Source organism: Vreelandella sp. 2A-K22 (assembly GCF_054065485.1).
In genome coordinates this window covers 39,215-58,052 of record NZ_JBSUGC010000019.1, presented here as the reverse complement: position 1 = coordinate 58,052, position 18,838 = coordinate 39,215, and the positions used below count along the sequence as shown (strand labels likewise).

At 55.8% G+C, this 18,838-nt stretch carries 17 protein-coding genes and 1 pseudogene; 11 read left to right on the top strand and 7 right to left on the bottom strand.

Annotation, left to right across the window (positions count from 1 at the left end; genetic code table 11):
• Positions 1–9 precede the first annotated feature (9 nt).
• Positions 10–138: pseudogene (locus ACW17M_RS21820) on the bottom strand (type II toxin-antitoxin system RelE/ParE family toxin); the annotation flags it as partial.
• Positions 139–268: 130 nt separating this feature from the next.
• On the opposite strand from ACW17M_RS21820, the gene ACW17M_RS21815 reads away from it, so the two are divergent.
• The 4 genes from ACW17M_RS21815 to ACW17M_RS21800 all read left to right on the top strand — a co-directional run bounded on the left by ACW17M_RS21815 (position 269) and on the right by ACW17M_RS21800 (position 1,802).
• The gene (locus ACW17M_RS21815) at positions 269–595 is read left to right on the top strand and encodes a DUF7709 family protein (protein WP_027958672.1); all 327 of its coding nucleotides are present in this window, start codon (positions 269–271) and stop codon (positions 593–595) included.
• A gap of 51 nt (positions 596–646) precedes the next feature.
• The gene (locus ACW17M_RS21810; RefSeq protein WP_041158648.1) at positions 647–1,183 is read left to right on the top strand and encodes a PDDEXK-like family protein; all 537 of its coding nucleotides are present in this window, start codon (positions 647–649) and stop codon (positions 1,181–1,183) included.
• Between the two features lie 116 nt (positions 1,184–1,299).
• Positions 1,300–1,542, top strand: a complete 243-nt coding sequence (locus ACW17M_RS21805) for a type II toxin-antitoxin system Phd/YefM family antitoxin (protein ID WP_138800842.1) — start codon at positions 1,300–1,302, stop codon at positions 1,540–1,542.
• On the top strand, positions 1,539–1,802 hold the full coding sequence (locus ACW17M_RS21800; RefSeq protein WP_039859212.1) for a Txe/YoeB family addiction module toxin: 264 nt from the start codon (positions 1,539–1,541) through the stop codon (positions 1,800–1,802). The genes ACW17M_RS21805 and ACW17M_RS21800 overlap by 4 nt, the downstream gene beginning before the upstream one ends.
• A 171-nt stretch (positions 1,803–1,973) precedes the next feature.
• Here ACW17M_RS21800 and putA (ACW17M_RS21795) read toward each other — a convergent pair whose 3' ends face one another.
• The 6 genes from putA (ACW17M_RS21795) to ACW17M_RS21770 all read right to left on the bottom strand — a co-directional run bounded on the left by putA (ACW17M_RS21795) (position 1,974) and on the right by ACW17M_RS21770 (position 12,792).
• Entirely contained in the window at positions 1,974–5,630 is a 3,657-nt protein-coding gene (putA, locus tag ACW17M_RS21795) for a bifunctional proline dehydrogenase/L-glutamate gamma-semialdehyde dehydrogenase PutA (RefSeq protein WP_457548085.1), read from the bottom strand.
• 144 nt (positions 5,631–5,774) lie between these two features.
• Positions 5,775–7,268: a sodium/proline symporter PutP gene (putP, locus tag ACW17M_RS21790; protein ID WP_009287104.1), complete on the bottom strand. Its 1,494-nt coding sequence runs from the start codon at positions 7,266–7,268 to the stop codon at positions 5,775–5,777.
• A 251-nt stretch (positions 7,269–7,519) separates the two neighbouring features.
• Positions 7,520–10,711 carry a bifunctional proline dehydrogenase/L-glutamate gamma-semialdehyde dehydrogenase PutA gene (gene putA / locus ACW17M_RS21785; RefSeq protein WP_457548084.1) on the bottom strand — a complete coding sequence of 1,064 codons (3,192 nt, stop codon included), beginning with the start codon at positions 10,709–10,711 and terminating at the stop codon, positions 7,520–7,522.
• Between the two features lie 162 nt (positions 10,712–10,873).
• Positions 10,874–11,695: an AraC family transcriptional regulator gene (locus ACW17M_RS21780; protein WP_022522991.1), complete on the bottom strand. Its 822-nt coding sequence runs from the start codon at positions 11,693–11,695 to the stop codon at positions 10,874–10,876.
• Between the two features lie 60 nt (positions 11,696–11,755).
• Positions 11,756–12,115, bottom strand: coding sequence for a hypothetical protein (locus ACW17M_RS21775; protein ID WP_022522992.1), 360 nt, complete (start codon positions 12,113–12,115; stop codon positions 11,756–11,758).
• Positions 12,116–12,384: 269 nt separating this feature from the next.
• Entirely contained in the window at positions 12,385–12,792 is a 408-nt protein-coding gene (locus tag ACW17M_RS21770) for a CBS domain-containing protein (RefSeq protein WP_022522993.1), read from the bottom strand.
• A gap of 241 nt (positions 12,793–13,033) precedes the next feature.
• Between ACW17M_RS21770 and ACW17M_RS21765 the strand changes: the two genes are divergently transcribed.
• The 7 genes from ACW17M_RS21765 (at position 13,034) to ACW17M_RS21735 (ending at position 18,771) form a co-directional block, all read left to right on the top strand.
• Positions 13,034–13,594, top strand: coding sequence for a YqaE/Pmp3 family membrane protein (locus ACW17M_RS21765; RefSeq protein ID WP_009287102.1), 561 nt, complete (start codon positions 13,034–13,036; stop codon positions 13,592–13,594).
• 88 nt (positions 13,595–13,682) lie between these two features.
• Positions 13,683–14,552 (top strand): carboxylate/amino acid/amine transporter, encoded by an 870-nt coding sequence (locus ACW17M_RS21760; RefSeq protein ID WP_022522995.1) that lies wholly within the window; start codon positions 13,683–13,685, stop codon positions 14,550–14,552.
• Between the two features lie 63 nt (positions 14,553–14,615).
• The gene (locus tag ACW17M_RS21755; protein ID WP_027958678.1) at positions 14,616–15,551 is read left to right on the top strand and encodes an NAD(+) kinase; all 936 of its coding nucleotides are present in this window, start codon (positions 14,616–14,618) and stop codon (positions 15,549–15,551) included.
• A 2-nt stretch (positions 15,552–15,553) separates the two neighbouring features.
• Positions 15,554–16,540, top strand: a complete 987-nt coding sequence (locus ACW17M_RS21750) for a metallophosphoesterase (protein ID WP_190373022.1) — start codon at positions 15,554–15,556, stop codon at positions 16,538–16,540.
• 240 nt (positions 16,541–16,780) lie between these two features.
• A complete protein-coding gene (locus ACW17M_RS21745) occupies positions 16,781–17,632 on the top strand; it encodes a rhomboid family intramembrane serine protease (protein WP_159176972.1) in 852 nt (283 codons plus the stop codon).
• 10 nt (positions 17,633–17,642) lie between these two features.
• Complete coding sequence (locus tag ACW17M_RS21740) at positions 17,643–17,927, top strand: YeaC family protein (protein ID WP_022522996.1); 285 nt, start codon at positions 17,643–17,645, stop codon at positions 17,925–17,927.
• On the top strand, positions 17,911–18,771 hold the full coding sequence (locus ACW17M_RS21735) for a DUF2797 domain-containing protein (RefSeq protein ID WP_457548083.1): 861 nt from the start codon (positions 17,911–17,913) through the stop codon (positions 18,769–18,771). The genes ACW17M_RS21740 and ACW17M_RS21735 overlap by 17 nt, the downstream gene beginning before the upstream one ends.
• The last annotated feature ends 67 nt before the right edge of the window (positions 18,772–18,838 follow it).

The following is an 18,838-nucleotide window of genomic DNA, read 5'->3' as shown; positions in this document are numbered from 1 at the left end:
ACGTCATTGCTACCGTTTGAGATCGTGGTAGAAATTTTCGTGTGAGCCCAAGACCATCAGTTCAAGGACAAGAGCACCATCATCAAAACTGTAGCCGAGCAGAGTCAGTTGCTCGTTCATTTTGAACTGATGGACTCTAGCGCAAACGCTAAGAAACTTGTTGCCGCCTGAAACAGCCCATTTAGGCCGTGCACCGGATGCCAACCCCTTCGCTGCGTTTGCCCACGCTGATGACTGTCTTGAGCTGCTTTAAAGAGGAATAATTGCAATGAGCAACAGTATTGAAAACTCAGACCAGTTGGCTGAGGCCAACCAAAAAATTGTTTCAGAAGGTCAGGTTCTTCCTTCTGTTCGACTTAAAGATGGTAGCAAGGTACAGACGGGCACTGTCGCAACCATGCTCCACAACATTAATCTATACAATTCAGGCGAGCGCGGGCAAGTAGAGAAAGAGCTTGAGCTGGCGGTGCCGACACTGATCAAGGTAGGACTGTTTGAACTATTTGCGCCTGATGATTGGATAAACGGCTCTAATCCTGGGCGTCGTTTCGTAGGCGAGCTTGCAAAAGGCTACTTGTCAGAAGCAAGAGGCTAAAGCAATGTACGCAACAAGCTTGGGATTACGGCGTTACGTGGAGAGAAGGCGTTGAACCATAGCGAACACTCGTCTTTTAGAGAAAAGCTCGTTGAGCATCTTTTCATTGGCGAACTGCTAAAGCTTTCCTGGAAGGAATTTGGCTGCACGCTAGAGGTGGCGAGTCCAGAAGTTGATAACGCTGGCTATGATCTAATAGCGGAAGATAATGGGGTCGTGAGGCATATACAGCTTAAAGCTTCATACGTTGGCGGCAAAACAGCCAGCCAGAAAGTTCATACGAGGCTTTCTGAAAAGCCTTCTGGGTGTGTTATTTGGATTTATTTCAACGAAGATACCTTGGAGCTGGGGCCATTCCTCTTCTTTGGCTCTCTTCCAGGCGAGAAATTGCCTAGCCTTGACGGGCTTAAGGTTGCAAAACATACCAAGGGCGACCAGGGCGGATTTAAAGCCGAACGCCCTAATATAAGGGTTTTGCCAAAAGGTTGGTTTAAAAATTTCAGTTCTATCGATGAGGTCTATGAGGCCTTATTTGGGGCAACATGTTACAAGGCCGCTACCACGAAACCGGGAGAAAAGGCTCAATGAGTATCAGGGCCATACACGCGAAAGACGTATTCTGACGGTGTTATGCACAACGTTCGCCTTGACGTACGTACCCAAAGGCGTACATTGTTAGAAAATTGAATGAGCAAGAGGGCGTCATGACCGGAATCACAGCAACTGAGGCGCGCAGCAATCTTTATCGGTTGATCGACGAAACTGCCGAGTCTCACCAGCCCATCGTCATCATGGGCAAGCGGAACAAAGCTGTCTTGGTATCCGAGGAAGACTGGTCGGCGATTCAGGAAACACTTTACCTGCTCTCCGTGCCAGGTATGCGGGAGTCTATTCGTGAGGGGATGAATACCCCCCTAGATGAATGCGGTGAGGAGCTGGACTGGTGACATGGAAGTTGGTTTACACCAAACAAGCCCAAAAAGATGCGAAGAAACTGGCCTCCAGCGGCCTCAAGCCAAAAGCCCAGGATTTACTGGTACTGATTGCAGAAGACCCCTACCGTAAGCCGCCTCCGTTTGAGAAGCTCATTGGTGATCTTGCTGGCGCCTACTCACGCCGGATCAATATCCAGCATCGCCTAGTCTACCAAGTGCTTGAGGACGAGCGAGTGGTGAAAGTTCTTAGGCTCTGGAGCCACTACGAATAATGCATCACTAGCTGCTATTACCGGAAAACTCGTTCGTTAGATAAAAAAAGCCGCTAACGAGTAGTGGCTAACTATTGATTACTGAGACAGTCTGGGTGGAGGGCGAGCGACCTCAATGAGTCGCTCGCCTCCTAAGCACCGATCCCTAAGCACCTACCATTTAGCGCCGACCTATTCAGCCGTTGCCAGCAGGCTGGCGTTACCACCCGCTGCGGTTGTGTCTATGCACAGATGACGTTCCACCACGTAGCGATCCGGCGAGATGGTCTGGGTCTCGAGCGATACGATGGCTCCGTCGCGCTTGGCCAGCGCCATCCGCAGTTCACGTGTCCAGTCGCTGGCGCCAGCGGCGGCGACCGCCGCAATGCCTTTGACTTCGCTCAGTGTCTCGGCCGAAACGCCTCCATCAAGCCCAGCCACCGGTGCGCCGGCATCGGTCAGCGGCTTCACGGCTTGCTCGGCACCTGGTGCGACTACGACAGCGGCACAGCCCGCGCCTAGGGCCTGTGCTGCTTGAGCAATGGCGATATCCAGCGTCGGCCCTAGGCACAGAACCACTCCCTTGGGGTACATTGCCAGGCGGTTGCTTTCCCCTGTCGGCCCTGGGAGGGTCTGCGGTGTCATATCTAACGCTGCCGTTTCGGCAAGTGCCTTGCGGATCACGCCGCCTTTGCCGGAGAGCGCCTTGCGCAGTACCTCGATGCGATTGGGTCGTACCGCCCAGTTACGCGCATCCAGCCCGTCTATGGCCGATTGGAGGTCGCCGAGTGATACGGCTTTTCCCTCCGGCGTCTCGTGGCACTCGGCTTCAGCGGTGCGGCGGAAGCGATTGACGTAGAGCGGGCCGCCAGCCTTAGGCCCGGTACCTGAGAGGCCCTCGCCGCCGAACGGCTGAGAGCCAACGATGGCACCGATCTGGTTACGGTTGACGTAGACGTTGCCGACATGGATGCGCTCGACGATCTGCTGCACGCGGTCGTCGATGCGGGTATGCAGGCCGAAGGTCAGCCCGTAGCCCTTGCCATTGATGTCGTCGACGACCTTGTCGATATCCCGCGCCTTGAAGGTGGCCACGTGCAGAACCGGACCGAAGATTTCACGTTCGAGATCTTCAATGCCTCCAACCTCGATCACCGCCGGGGTGACAAAGGTACCGGTGTCCGGTGCAGACAGTTTCTTCAGCACTTTGCCAGCTTTCTCATTCGACGCCACGTAGTCGCTGATTTCCTGTTGGGCATCGGCGTCGATCACTGGCGAGACGTCGGTATCGGTGTTCCAGGGGTCGCCAATGGTGAGCGCGTCCATGGCGCCATAGAGCATGTTGAGCAACCGGTCGCGGGCCTCTTCCTGGACATACAGCATGCGCAGTGCCGAACAGCGCTGGCCAGCCGACTGGAAGGAGGAGATCAGGATATCGCGCACCGCTTGCTCGGTCAGCGCCGTGGAGTCCACGATCATGGAGTTCAGACCACCGGTCTCGGCGATCAGTACGGCGTCGGGACCTGCGTTGTCCGCCAGAGCCTTGTGGATGATCTGTGCCACCGGGGTCGAGCCGGTGAAGCAGACGCCAGCGATACGTGGATCGCTGGTTAGCGGGCCGCCCACCGTTGGGCCGTCGCCAGGAAGCAACTGTAGTGCCGCTTCCGGTAGGCCAGCCTCACGCATCAGCTCGACGGCGCGGGCGGCGATCAGGGGCGTCTGCTCGGCGGGCTTGGCGAGCACCGCGTTGCCAGCAACCAAGGCGGCAGCGATCTGGCCGGTGGTGATGGCCAGGGGAAAGTTCCACGGGCTGATGCAGACGAAGATGCCGCGGGCGCTGCCGGGCTCTTCCGCTTCCAGCCGCTCGCCCTCGTTGGCGTAATAACGCAGGAAATCCACCGCTTCGCGCACTTCGGCAATACCATCGAACATCATCTTGCCCGCTTCGCGGGTGGCGATCACGGTCAGCTCGGCAATGTGTTCCTCGTAGAGGTCGGCGGTGCGTCGGAGTACCGCGGCGCGTTCGGCTGCCGGGCGCGCCGACCACTCTTTGAAGCCTTGCTCGGCGGCGTCGAGGGCAGTGGCGACCTCTTCCGGGGTGGCTTCATGCACCTTGCCGATCACCCGAGAGCCGTCGGCGGGGGAGACGGCATCGCGCGCCGGGCCCTGGGGAGCGGGGCTGCCCACCAGCATGGGGCCTGCGGTCCAGGTGGCGTCGGCAAATGCTTCGCGGGCATTGAGCAGCGGCAAAATCGAAGCGGGTTCGTTGATGCGGTAGCCCTTGGAATTCTTGCGGTCGGGCTCAAACAGCTCGCTGGGCTGGCGGATCAACGGGCTTGAAACGTCGTTGCCGAGTTGCTTAAACCCTTCAATGGGATCTTTTGAGACCTCGCTGGGCGGAATCGAGCTATCCACCACCTGGTTGACGAACGAGGAGTTTGCGCCGTTCTCCAGCAGGCGGCGTACTAGATAGGCCAGCAGGTCGCGGTGCGCGCCGACCGGGGCGTAGATGCGACAGTGCGTGCCCTCTGACTCTTTAACGATGTGGTGCAGCGATTCGCCCATGCCATGCAGGCGCTGGAACTCGTAGCTGTCCTTATCGTCGCCCGCCATTTCTACAACGGCGGCGCAGGTGTGGGCGTTGTGGGTCGCGAACTGCGGGTAGATGCGGTCGCGTCGGTCGAGAAGCATTTGCGCGCAGGCCATGTAGCTGACATCGGTGTTGACCTTGCGGGTGAAGACCGGGAAGGTCTTGACCCCCATCTCCTGGGAGAGCTTGATCTCGGTATCCCAGTAGGCGCCCTTAACCAGCCGCACCATGATTTTGCGGTCAAACCGCTCGGCCAGCTCGTAGAGTGTCTCGATCATCGGCGCGGCGCGGCGCCCGTAGGCTTGCACGACGACCCCAAAGCCGTCCCATCCGTCCAGGCTGGGGTCGGCCATTAGGGCCTCGATCACGTCGAGGGAGAGATCCAACCGATCCTGCTCTTCGGCGTCGATATTGAAACCGATATTGGCCTTGGCCGCCTGCTGCACCAACTCCTTGGCGCGTGGCACTAGCTCTGTCATCACCGTGTCACGGTGTGTGTACTCATAACGCGGATGTAGCGCCGAGAGCTTCACCGAAATGCCGGGGCTACCGCGTACATCGCCCTTGGCCTGCTCGGCGATGGCGGAGATCGCCTTGGCATAAGCCTGGTGATAGCGGACGGCATCTTCATCGGTGCGCGCTGCTTCGCCTAGCATGTCGTAGGAGTAGGTATAGCCCTGTTTCTCCAGTTCGCGGGCATTCTTCATGCCTTCTTCGATGGTCTGGCCAAGCACGAACTGGCGGCCGAGAATCTTCATCGACTGGCCAACCGCCTTGCGTACCACCGGCTCGCCCATCCGGCGCACCAGGCCGCGCAGCGCTCGGGTCGGGCCCTTGGGGTCTTCTTCCAGCACCTTACCGGTCAGCAGCAGTGCCCAGGTAGAGGCATTGACCATTGATGACGAGGACTTACCCAGGTGGGCGCCCCAGTCGGAGGGCTCGATCTTGTCGTGGATCAGGTCGTCGATGGTTTCTGCATCGGGCACGCGCAGTAGCGCTTCTGCCAGACACATCAGGCCAACGCCCTCAGTGGTCGAGAGCCCGTACTCGGCAAGGAACGCCTCCATCATCGAGGGCGACCTTTCCTTGCGCACACGCTCCACGTAGTTGGCGCCAACGGCGGCGACCTTCTTGCGGTCATCCTCCGACAGCTTGATACGCTCGACCAGCCCGTGCAGCACATCTGCCTCGTTGGCGTCGTAGTTGGTGCGAATGCGTGAGCGTAGATCACTCACGTCGCTATGCAGATGGTCGTTCATACAGGGTCTCTCCTTGCTAGCCGACACTAAGGCGTTGCTGCGTCGGTTAGGGTGTAGTCATACTTTTTGCAGTCAACACAAAATAACTAACCTAAAGAGGGCTCCCGCGGGAGCCCTCTTGATACGCTCAATGTGGCTGAGCGCTTACTTGCGTTCGATATGCTGATATTCACCGGCATCGTCAGTCGCATTGCTGACTACGATGATGGCGATGAAGGACGCGATGAAGCCAGGAATAATCTCGTACACGCCAGGACCACCCAGGAATTCACCGTTCCAGCCCAGTGAGATCCAGATCATAACGGTGAGAGCGCCCACGACCATGCCTGCGATGGCGCCATTGCCATTGGTGCGTGACCACATCAACGACAAGATAATCAACGGGCCAAACGCGGCGCCGAAGCCTGCCCAAGCGTTACTGACCAGCCCCAGAACCTGGGAGTTTTCGTCAGAGGCAATAACCGCTGCCACAATGCCCACAAGTACTACACAGACACGGCCTACGGCGACACACTGCGCTTCCGTTGCGTTCTTGTGCAGGAACAGGCGATAGAAGTCTTCGGTTAGTGACGAAGAGGCCACCAGAAGCTGGCTTGAAACGGTGCTCATAACCGCTGCAAGCAACGCCGCATAGAGGAAGCCGGTAATCAACGGATGGAACAGTAGGTCTGCCAGGATGATAAAGATCGTTTCCGGATCTTGGACATCAATACCGTTGCGGATCGCATAGGCCCGGCCGAAGATGCCCAAAGAAACGGCACCAATCAGCGAGATGAGCATCCAGCCCATGCCAATGTTGCGGGCAATGGGCACATCCTTGAGTGTGCGGATCGCCATGAAGCGCACAATGATGTGCGGCTGACCGAAATAACCCAGGCCCCAGGTCACAGCCGACAGCCACCCGATGAAGGTCAGCCCCGACGTCCAGGAAAGCAGGGTGGGATCGACTTCATTCAGGGTCTGTGTTGCCTGCGATAAGCCGCCGCCACCTTCGCCAAACAGCACCACCGCTGGCATGATCACCAACGCTAGCATCATGATGCAGCCTTGCACGAAGTCCGTCATGCTCACTGCCAGGAAGCCGCCGACAACCGTATAAATAAGCACCACGCCCAGGGTGATCATGACCCCCATGGCGTAGTTGCTCATATCGCCGAAGTTGTAAATGCCAGTAAACGCGCTTTCAAACAGCTTGCCGCCTGCCACTAGGCCTGACGCTGTATAGACTGCGAAAAAGATCACGATGACGACAGCGGAGACTGTCCGCAGTGACATTGACCGCGTTGGGAAGCGGTTTGCCAGGAAAGCCGGAATGGTGATCGCGTTGCCGTAGTGAACCGTCTGTTCACGTAGACGAGGGGCGACTAGAATCCAGTTGAATAACGCCCCCACGAGCAAACCAATGCCGATCCACGCCGAGCCTAAACCCGAGACGAACATTGCACCGGGCAAGCCCAGCAGCAACCAGCCGCTCATATCTGACGCACCGGCCGACAGGGCCGCTACTTTTGGGCTGAGGGTACGACCACCCAGCATGTAATCTTCAGAGGAAGAGGTGGATTTGCGCATCGCATAAATACCGATGGCAACCATTAGCGCAAAGTACGCAATGAGACTGATCCAAACACCTATAGCCATGTAACTTCTCCAATTATTAAGGACGGAGCTAGCTCCGACAGGTTAGTGCGCATACCGAGAAGAGTACGGTACTGGCGCAGTCTTGTTGTTGTTAGCCCCTTTTCATATCCATGTTATTGGCCCTAGTGAGCCCGCTATAGATGAAGACAGAAAGGTCTGTGGTGCCTTTGTATGTAACGATCCCTATATTATTTTCGACCATGAGATAGTTTCCTGTTCAGGAGTTCAGGTTAGTGATGTTGATGAGTAGCTCACTCATCGCCTAGCGCCAACAGCGACGCATTCCCGCCTAAGGCGGCGGTGTTATTCGTAATCGTTTTCTCGGTGACAAAGCGCTGAAGATAGTGAGGGCCACCGGCTTTTGGGCCAGTGCCTGAAAGGCCTTGACCACCAAACGGCTGCACACCCACCACGGCACCGATGATATTACGGTTGATGTACACGTTACCCACGCGCATTTTCTGGGCGACTTCAGCGGCAAACGATTCGTTGCGGCTGTGCACGCCAAACGTCAGGCCGTAGTTGCGACCGTTGATGTCGTTGATGACCTTATCAAGCTGGCTAGATTTGTAGCGCACGATATGCAGGACTGGCCCGAACTGCTCGCGGGTCAGCGCATCGATGCTGTCGATAGTGAAAGCGACGGGGGCTACGAAAGTACCCTCCTGGGTATGCTCAGCGGCCATTGGCGTTTCAGCGACAAGGCGATTTTCAGCCTTAAGTTTTTCGATATGCTCCAGCAGGCCTTTGCGGGCGTCTTCGTCGATGACAGGACCAACATCGGTTCCCAGTTCGCGGGGGTCGCCAATGTGTAGCTCGTTCATGGCGCCTTTGAGAATCTCGATCACTCGGTCGGCAACATCGTCTTGCAGATACAGTACGCGCAGTGCCGAACAGCGCTGGCCGGCGCTCTGGAAGGCTGACTGAACCACATCCACCACGACCTGCTCGGGCAGGGCAGTGGAGTCGACAATCATGGCGTTCATGCCGCCGGTTTCGGCGATTAACGTGGGCAGCGGGGCGTTCTCCCTTGCCGCCAGGGCGCGGTTGATAATTTGTGCGGTGTCAGTGCCACCCGTAAAGACCACGCCGGTAATCCGCGAGTCGGAGGTCAACACGCTGCCTACCGTCGGGCCATCGCCGGGCAGTAGCTGAACCACATCCCGGGGCATACCGGCTTCGTAGAGCAGCTCTATGACCCGGTGGGCAATAATGGAGGTCTGCTCCGCCGGTTTGGCCAGTACGGTGTTACCCGCCACTGCCGCGGCCACTACCTGGCCACAGAAAATTGCCACTGGGAAGTTCCAGGGGCTAATCGCCGCGAATACGCCTTTGCCGCCCATCATCAAGCGGTTGGATTCGCCGGTGGGGCCGGGCAGCACAATCGCTTCGCCAAAGTCCTCTTCTGCGCGCATGGCATAGAGGCGGCAGAAGTCGACGGCTTCTCTGATCTCATCGACACCATCGGTCAGTAATTTGCCGCCTTCCCGGGAGCAGAGTGCCATTAGTTCCGCCATATGCTCTTCCATCAAATCGCCCAGGCGACGCACGATAGCGGCGCGTTCGGCCACGGGCGTGGCATCCCAGCGAGGGAAGGCGGCCCAGGCAGCATCCAGAGCCTGGGTTGCCTGCTCTTTGCTGGTCCACTGCACGCTGCCCACAGTTTTGCGGCGGTCATAAGGGCTGGTGACGCTATGGGTATTAGCTGTGTCGTCTGCGACTGCAAAGGCCAGCAGCGGCTTGGCCGGGTACTGCTTGTCCATAAACGCGGCCATCTTCTCCATCAGCGGGTAGTAGTGGCTGCGAATGTTCAGGTTGACCCCGCGAGAGTTGCGTCGTTTAGGGCCGTAAATATCCTTGGGCAGTGGAATGTTCGCATTGGCCAGGTTTTTCTGCTGGCGCAGGGTCTCAATCGGGTGCTGACACAGTGACTTGACCGGTACATCCGGGTCGACCAACTGGTGAACAAACGATGAGTTGGCACCGTTCTCAAGCAGGCGACGAACCAGGTAGGGCAGCAGGTCTTTATGTGCTCCCACCGGGGCATAAATGCGGCAGTAGGTGCCTTTCGGTGCGCGCTCAAGCGCGGCGTCATAAAGGGCTTCACCCATGCCGTGTAGGCGTTGAAATTCGAATGGACGGCTGTCGCGGTTGGCGAACTCGAGGATCGTCGTCACCGTGTGAGCGTTGTGGGTCGCGAACTGAGGGAAAATACGCCCACGGGTATCGTTAGAAAGCAGGAACTGTGCACAGGCGAGGTAGGCAACATCGGTGCCCGCTTTGCGGGTAAACACCGGGTAGCCGTCGACCCCGAGCTGCTGGGACTCTTTGATTTCAGTATCCCAATAGGCGCCTTTGACCAAGCGTAGCGGAATCTCATCCCCCTGCTGGTCGGCCAAACGATTGATGTAGTGTAGCACCGGCAGGGCGCGCTTGGAGTAAGCTTGGACAACCAAGCCAAAGTGCCCCCAGCCTTTGGCGGCTGCGCTTTCGTAAACCGCGCGGAAGACTTCCAGGGAAATCTCCAGGCGATCAACTTCTTCAGCGTCAATCGTAACGGCCACATCAAGCTCGCGCGCCTTGCTCACTAGCTTGATAACGGTGTCGACCAGCTCAGCTAGCACCTGCTCGCGGCGGCCAAACTCATAACGGGGGTGGAGCGCAGAGAGCTTGATGGAGACTGACGGCGCCGGGGTCTTATCGCTTAAGGTTTTGCAGGTTTTTCCCACTTGCTCGATCGCGCGTGCGTAGTCGTCAAAATAGCGCTGTGCGTCGTCCCGGGTGCGCGCAGCTTCACCCAGCATATCGTAAGAGTAGGTGTAGCCTTTATTGAACAGTGGTTTGGAGCGCTTGAGGGCTTCATTGATATCGCGGCCCAGCACAAACTGTTTGCCCATGATCTTCATCGCTTCGTACATGGCACGGCGAATAACCGGCTCGCCCATGCGATTGACCATGCGATTAATAAAGCTGGCGGGCTGACCCTCCTTAGGGTGATCCATTTTCAGCACGCGGCCAGTCATCAATAAGCCCCAGGTAGAGGCATTGACCATCCAGGATTCGCTCTTACCTAGGTGAGACTGCCAATCGGCGGGGCCGAGTTTGTCCTCGATCAAGGCGTCGGCGGTGGCTTTATCGGGGATGCGCAGCATAGCTTCCGCAAGGCACATCAGCATCAGGCCTTCATGGGTATCCAGGCTATATTGCTGTAACAGTTCGTCGATGGTATCGACAGCCGTGTCCATCTTACGGACGTCCTCAACCAGCGCAGCGGTATTGGCTTCAATGCGGGCGAAATCTTCGTGGTTGGCATTCAGCACCTCGATCAGTTCACTGACGTAACTATTTTCGTCCACTAGGTAGTGGTCGCTAACGCGCGCCATGAGGGTGTCGAGATCGGTTTGCCAGATGGCAGGGTCACGCATGTGGTTGGCATTGAGCATTGAAGCCCCCGAAAGTCTGAACAGAACAAATGGGTAACAGGGCATTTCGCCCAAGCAAATAAGCGAATGTAGAGTGCAGCTACCTTTGGTGTATGTTGATTTCAGGGCAAAACGTGTCAATTCCGCGGCAAGAGTAGCCTTTATACGACTTTAGTAGAGTTTTTACTGGCCTGCTACTGACCCTAAAGCAGCGTTTGATGGGTTAATCGAGATCGGTGGTACATCTGCCTGGCGTAATTTCCGCGGCGATAATCCGTAACTGCGGCGAAATGCATGAGAGAGCGCGCTTTGGTTGGCAAAGCCGGTTTGAATCGCAATATCGGTGAGGGGCAAGCGGCTTTGCAGGATCAGTTGACGGGCCGCATGTAGACGTTGGCGCTTGACGTACTGCCAGGGCGAAAGCCCCGTTTGAGCGCGGAAGCAGTCGGAAAAATGCGCTTCGCTTAGACAGGCTAGCCGCGCTAAATCGGCGACGCGCAGGTCTTCGGCGAGATGTTGACGAATAAAGCGGTTAATACGCGTCAAATCCAGGCGCTGCTGCGTACTGTTGGCGGTAGTACCTAGGCGCGCTTTTAGTGAACCCAAAAGCGTGGCGGCTAAACGGTCTTGCTGAAAGGAGTTTGTCGATGTATCCAACCCTTGAGCAAGTTCGCTCTGCATAAACGCTAGGTAGTGGCGTAGTGCGTTATCTAGGCCAAAAAAGCGTGGGGCATCGAATAGTGCTACCAGTTCGCGGTTCTCACCGGTTAGCGCAGGGGCGTCTTCGGGAAGATCGAAAATTAACTGCCGGTTATGGCCGTAACCTGAGTAGTAGTGCTCGTGGTTAGCGGGCACGATACAGCCCGAGAATGCATTTACTCGCCCACCCAAGCCTTCAATTTCAAATTCTGAAGAGCCGCATAGCGTAATCACAATCTGATGAAAATCATGTGTGTGGTGATGTGTAGCGCTAGCTAGCGGTATTTGTCGAATGGTACTGGGCATGCAGTTCTCCTGAATTGCATTAGGTCTCCTGAACCGCAATACGCCTTCAAAACACAACAGCTACTGCTGGCGAAGGGCAGTGTGGGCGGATAAATGGTCGCGAAGGGCCTGAAGCTCTGCCTGTCCCTCTTGATTGAGCAACGGCTTACCCTGGGCAACCATCCAACGGCGGCCGTGCTGTTCCATCAGGTGTGCGGCACGGCGTCTGATGCCGTCCAAGTACTCGTTGTGCCGAATAGGGTAACCGATTATCGCGTTCCACTCGGTTTCGCTCACTTGGCTGCTGAGCGCTTTATCAAACAGCGCCAGTAAATCTTTGGGCTCCGTGCGGTAGCGTGGGGTGCTTGAAGTCATCAGCACCAGCATTACCGCACCAATCACGAGTAAGCAGACTCCAAACACTAATAAATACAGCGCCATTCGCTCTGCTCCTGGGCGTCATCCGTTAATAAATAGCTACGTTATTATACGCTTGGCGCCGCTCGGGTCGGAAATTTTACTTTTTTGCGAACTTTTACTTCATAGCGTGTCTGAGTATGTACAGGCAACATCGCGATAGCAGTCGCTAAAGTTGTTGTCCTGGCTCTTTGTTTTGATCCCTTGCTTCCGCTACTTCTTGAGTAGCGGCTTTTTTTTGTCTAAAGCTCAACTGTTCTTCGACACCTGATTTGAAACCGTTAAGCACTCTGCTAGTGGCGACGTATAGCCAGCAGCGCTACCAGGATATCACGTCGTGTCACAATTCCTATTAGACGCTGCTGTTCCACTACTGGGTAGACTTTGGGTTTAGGGCCTAGCATCTCCTGGGCCAGGTCGGTAATGCTTTTATTGGGAGAAACGCTGAGCACTTCGTGGCGCATCATCTCTTTCACCAGGGGCGCTTCATCGTCATGATAAATGCTGTCCAGCACACGTCCCATGACATCCTGCTCCGAAATAAAGCCGATTAAACGATCACTCTCATCCACAACCGGTGCGCCAGGCAGGCGATGCAGTGCCAGCCCCTTGGCCAAGGTTGTTATCGAGGCGTTGGGTGAAACGCGGTAGCAATCACGGGACATGATATCGCGGACGATGCTAGGGGTTGCTCTATTCATGGTGGGCGCTCCTCGCTCATCGTATTTAGCGCTATGGCAAATCGGGTATCGCAAATTATGCGAACTGATAAGTCGTCGCTAAGTGCTAAAGTAGCTTCAACACTTTCACTGTAGGCGATTTAAGCCGCTGTGTTCTAACTGCAAGCCGTGTTTTTTCAACGCTATCAGTACTGAATTTTCTAAGCTGTTAATTTTCTAACTGCTCAAATGACCTGCAAGTTAACGAAATAAGGAGCTACTCATGGATGCACGTGAGTACTTAAACCGCAAAGGGGTAGGGCTCGACCGCGACCCTGACCGGCCAAACACCTTGGAAGAGAAGGCCTGGGAGCGTGCGCGGGGTTCCGGTCACCAGCGGCCAAAATCGGGGACGCCTCACGACTGGGAGGATTGGGAGCGTTATCACGATGACCTGGCAGAAGGGGCTGAAACCCTAGAGCAAAAAATTGATAAAGAAGCCCACCGACTTGCCCAGGAGCGGGCAGCTAAGGCCGCGGCTGAACCAGCCTCCAGCTCAGTGGAGCACTTCACTCCGACGCCTAACGTTGATCCAGCGCCTGCCGAAGCCGCGTCTGCCAAAGCCACGCCGCCTAAAGCGACGCCCTTAGAGCAAGCGGAACAAACTGTCCCGGAGCCTGGAGCGTTAAAATTCGCCTACTATGCTCTTGCGTTACTATTGCCGCCGCTGGCGGTAGGGCTAACTGATGGTGGTCGTAAGCGAGTAGGGGTAGCTGTGTTGCTAACCCTAGCGGGCTGGCTGCCCGGTGTCGTGTATGCTTTTTGGTGGTTGCAGCAGCGTTAACTAAAGACCCTTGCAGACGTTAACTACTTGGCAGCCTGATCCAGGTGCGTATAATCCCGGTAAACTAATTTACAAGTCGGGGTTTACGATGGGTTATTTGATAGGCGTCACGGCGCTATGGGCGTTCTCATTTTCGCTGATAGGCGTCTACTTGGCGGGCCAGGTCGACAGCTACTTTGCAGTACTTTTGCGGGTAACGCTTGCTACCCTGGTCTTCCTGCCTTTTTTAAGACCCAGCCTTCTGCGGGGTAAGCACCGGCTGGCGCTTATGGGCTTAGGTGCTATACAGCTGGGAGTAATGTACACCTTCTTCTATCAATCCTTTCTGCTGCTGTCGGTACCTGAAGTGCTGCTGTTTACTATCTTCACGCCTATTTATATCGCGCTACTGGATGATCTGCTGTTTGGGCGTTTTACGCCGATTTATATCGTGACTGCACTGCTCGCCGTCGTTGGGGCGGGGGTGATTCGCTATGACGGCGTTGATAGCGGTTTCTGGGCAGGCTTTTTAGTTGTGCAGGGGGCCAACCTCTGTTTCGCGCTTGGTCAGGTAGGCTATCGCCGTTTAGCCGCTGATTTGCCACCTACCCTGGCGTGGCACAACGTGTTTGGTTGGTTCTTTATTGGCGCGATGGTCGTGGCCCTGCCTGCTTATTTACTCTTTGGTAACAGCGCAGCACTGCCTACCACGTCACTACAGTGGGGCGTGCTCGCATGGTTGGGGCTAGTGGCTTCTGGCGTGGGCTATTTTGCCTGGAACCAGGGCGCCACCAAAGTAGATGCAGGCACTTTAGCGATTATGAATAATGCGCTGGTGCCGGCGGGGCTAATCGTCAATCTAGTGATTTGGAACCGCGATGCGGATATTCCGCGTTTGCTGTTGGGGGCACTTATCATGGCCGCCTCCCTATGGCTCAATCACTGGTGGTGCCAGCGTCGTCAGGTAGCCGTTAGCTAAGCCTATTTGCCCGATAGCTGAGGTGTCCCCATAATGGCGACTTATGTTAGCGAGAGTCGGCCCATGAGCAACACCTTATCAGCAGACGCTAAGTCAGCGCCCTCCAGCGATCCATCAAGCAGAACCTTTAAAACTATTGGGCTGATTGGTCGGCTGGGGAGTGACAAAGTGGTCGACTCCCTTCAGCGGTTGGTAACCTACCTAGTCGCCCATGACTACTCGGTATTAGTGGAAGATCGCACCGCTACTGTCATACCGCACCATGGTCAGCCGGAAGCCAGCCGCCGCATGCTGGGCGAGCTGTGTGACTTGGTGATTGTGGTAGGGGGCGATGGCAGTCTATTGGGCGCGGCGCGTGCGCTATGCCGCAGCGGTACGCTGATTTTAGGCGTTAATCGGGGCCGCTTGGGGTTTCTTACCGATATCTCCCCAGATGAGTTGGAAACCCGCGTCAGTGAAGTGCTGGCGGGGGAGTTTGAGGTTGAACAGCGTTTTTTGCTCGATACTGTGCTCTACCGTAATGGCGTTGCCGTAGGTAATGGCGATGCCTTGAACGAAGTCGTGCTGCACCCCGGTAAAGCGGTGCGCATGATAGAGTTTGAGCTGTTTATCGATGGTCAGTTTGTGTATAGCCAGCGCAGCGATGGCTTGATCGTTGCCACTCCCACCGGTTCTACGGCCTATGCGCTCTCTGGCGGCGGGCCGATCATGCACCCCAAACTGGATGTTGTGACGCTGGTGCCGATGTTCCCGCATACGCTGTCGAGTCGCCCCATTGTGATCGATGCCGCTAGTGAAATACGTATTCACATTGGCGAAACCAACCAGTCCTACCCGCATATCAGCTGCGATGGACAAACTCGAGCGGTAGCCAAGCCCAACGATGTGCTGGTGATTACCCGCAAGCCTGAGCGTATCCAGCTGGTGCACCCCATCGGGCATAATTTTTACGAAGTGCTGCGCAGCAAATTAGGCTGGAGCCATCGGTTGGGGGATTGAGTATGGAGGGATACGACCTCATTGGCGATGTCCACGGCTGCGGTGCTACGCTGGCCTCACTACTGGAAAAATTGGGTTACCACCAGCGCAACGGCGTCTATCGCCACCCGCGTCGCAAAGTGATTTTCCTCGGTGATTTGATTGATCGTGGCCCGAGAATTCGCCTGGCAGTGACCATTGCCCGGCGAATGGTCGAGCAGGGCGAAGCGTATATCGTCATGGGTAATCACGAGTATAACGCCCTGGCGTATACCCATCCTGGGCCTGCAGGTAGCCACAAACGCTGGTTGCGCGAACATACGCCGCGGCATAATCGTATTATTCAGGACACCCTAGAGCAGTATCGCGACTACACCAACGAGTGGGAAGACACCCTGGCGTGGTTTAAAACCATCCCTTTGTGCTTGGAAATCGATGGTATCCGCGTGGTGCATGCCTGCTGGGATGAGGCGCTGATTGAAGAGCTGAAACAGCGCCGCCCTGATTACTGCATGGACACACAGTTTCTGATTGAGTCCACCAACTCCCAAACCCAGGCGTTTCGAATTTTAGACCGCCTCACCCGGGGCCCTCATGTCTCACTACCCAAAGGTATTGCGATACACTCTGGCGATGGCTTTACAAGACAAAGCTTTCGCGCCCACTTTTGGGCCCAGGCACCTCAGCAGTGGGGTGATGTCGTCTTTCAACCGGATAACTTGCCCGGCGACCTTGAAACGCGCGCATTGACCCACGAAGAGCGCCAGAAACTTAGCTACTACGGGCCAGAGCAGCCGCCGTTGTTTATCGGCCACTACTGGTGTGAAGGCATACCGGCACTGCCGACACATAATATTGCCTGCCTAGATTACAGTGCCGTGAAATATGGGCGTTTAGTGGCTTATCGCTGGAGTGGTGAGAGAGTATTAAATGCCGACCATTTTGTGTGGATTAAGGTACCAAAAGAGGAAAGGGCGCTGCCCAAACCCTGGGAAATCGACTTTGATTGACAGTTGTTTCATTTTATTACATAAAATTACATATTTTTTTCAAAACGGCTGAACTAACCCTGCCGCTGGCCATCTGAGTAAGTGTTCCCTTGAATGATCCCTTGCTTTTATTCTCCGGCGGTTCCCACCGCCGGTTTTTTTTGCCTGTTTGTTGGCAACCGTGTGGTTCATTCAGTAGTTGTCTTCAATAGCTACCCGCTGCGGTCAGCATGCCGCAAGCGCTTTGATTAGAGGGATGTCATGCATCCAGTGATGCTTCTGCCCGATCACGCGGATACCAGTGAACTTCGCCAAGCACTCTGGCGCCACCGCATTGGTCACCGCATTACCGATGAAGCGGACGGCCAACTGCTATGGATAGCCGACCCACGCCAGCTTGGCGAACTTAAAGCACTGCTAGAGCGCTGGCAGCGGGGCGAACCCCTGGTGCTTCATCAGGCTGCTCAGCGCCCGCGCACCATGACCAACTTCTTGGCATCGCTAAAGCAAGTGCCGGTAACGGCGCTGATGATTGTCATTAGTCTGGTGGTATTTGCCCTGATTGGTGTTTTTGGTGACCAGTTGATTGTCACTCTAACCATCGTGCCGATAGGTATTTCAGAGGGTGAGCTGGTCTTCGGTAATCTGTCTCAAACGCTTACGTCAGGACAAGTATGGCGCTTTTTATCGCCTGCTTTTCTGCACTTTGGCTGGATGCATTTAATATTTAACCTGATGTGGGTGTGGTACTTCGGACGTCAGATTGAAGCACTCCAAGGCAGCCGTACCATGTTACTGCTGTTGATTGTGGCGGGCGTTGGCGCGAATGTGGCGCAGTACGCGACCGGAACCGTGCTATTCGGTGGCATGTCCGGGGTGGTATATGCCTTACTGGCTCACGTTTGGTTGATGTCACGCAGGGTGCCCCAAAGCGGCTTCTTTGTACCGCAAATGCTGGTGGTCTTTATGCTCGGCTGGATGGTGTTCACCATGACTGATATGGCGGGCAGCGTTGGTTTTGGCAATGTCGCTAATGAAGCACATTTGGGCGGTCTACTCGTGGGGCTTGTCACAGGCTGGTATTATTCATCCCGCCGTTTGAAAAACCGTTAAGAGGCCTGCAATGAGCGAAATGACGTTCGAAAAAATGATCAACCAGATGACCCCAGCGATTTATGAAAGCCTTAAACAGGCGGTATCGCTGCGCAAATGGCCCGACGGTCGCCGCTTAACGCCGGAACAGACCGAACTCTGCTTGGAAGCCGTCATGCGCTTTGAGGTGGAGAACAACGTGCCGGAAGAGAGTCGCGTAGGGTATTTAGAGCAGCGTACCTGCGGTGCAGCGGCTAGCGGTGCTGGCGTAACGCCTGAAATGGCGGGTTTGGCACGGGATGCCACGCGTGATTGAAGCGGCAGTACCGGGCTTTTCAGTACAGGGCTGTTTAAGCAAAATGGCGGCAGCGCTACCTGGCCGCCAAGATCAGCCGGTGGTTTACCACTTACGCGCGGGTGAGCACCGTGTTGCGCTTAACGAGCGTATCGGTGAGCCGCTTAGTTTGCGGTGGACGGGAGCAATTGCCTGTACCCACTGCGGGCGAGCAACCAAGAAGAGCTTTGCCCAAGGCCACTGTTACCCCTGCTTCAAGCGGCTAGCCCAGTGCGATACCTGCATTATGAAGCCGGAAACCTGCCACTTTTTCCAAGGCACTTGCCGTGAACCGGAGTGGGGCGAGCGGCACTGCTTCCAGCCCCATATCGTCTATTTGGCTAACTCGTCGGGGCTTAAAGTCGGCATCACTCGCAAAACCCAAATGCCTACCCGCTGGCTGGATCAAGGCGCGATCCAGGCGCTGCCGATTCTTGAAGTGGATACTCGTCAGCAGTCCGGTTTTGTCGAAATGCTGTTTAAAGAGCAGGTGGCCGACCGCACCAATTGGCGTGCGATGCTCAAGGGCGACGTCGAAACCATGGATTTAAGTGCCGAGCGTGACCGTTTGCTAACCCTGCTAGCCGATGGGTTGCACCAACTGCGCGAAACCCATGGTGCGGATGCCATTCGCTTGTTGGAACAGCCAGCGCAACATTTTCACTACCCCGTCAGCGTTTTTCCCAAAAAAGTGGTGTCGCATAACTTTGATAAACAGCCGCTGGTAGAAGGCGTGCTGCAAGGCGTCAAAGGGCAGTATTTGATCCTTGATAGTGGGGTCATTAATCTCCGCAAATTCACTGGTTATGAGGTCCAGGTAAGTTGAACGGCTAGCCATAAAGGGGTGCTTTGACTAAGGTTAGGGGTGATCTGCCCCCGCCTTACGCAACGCA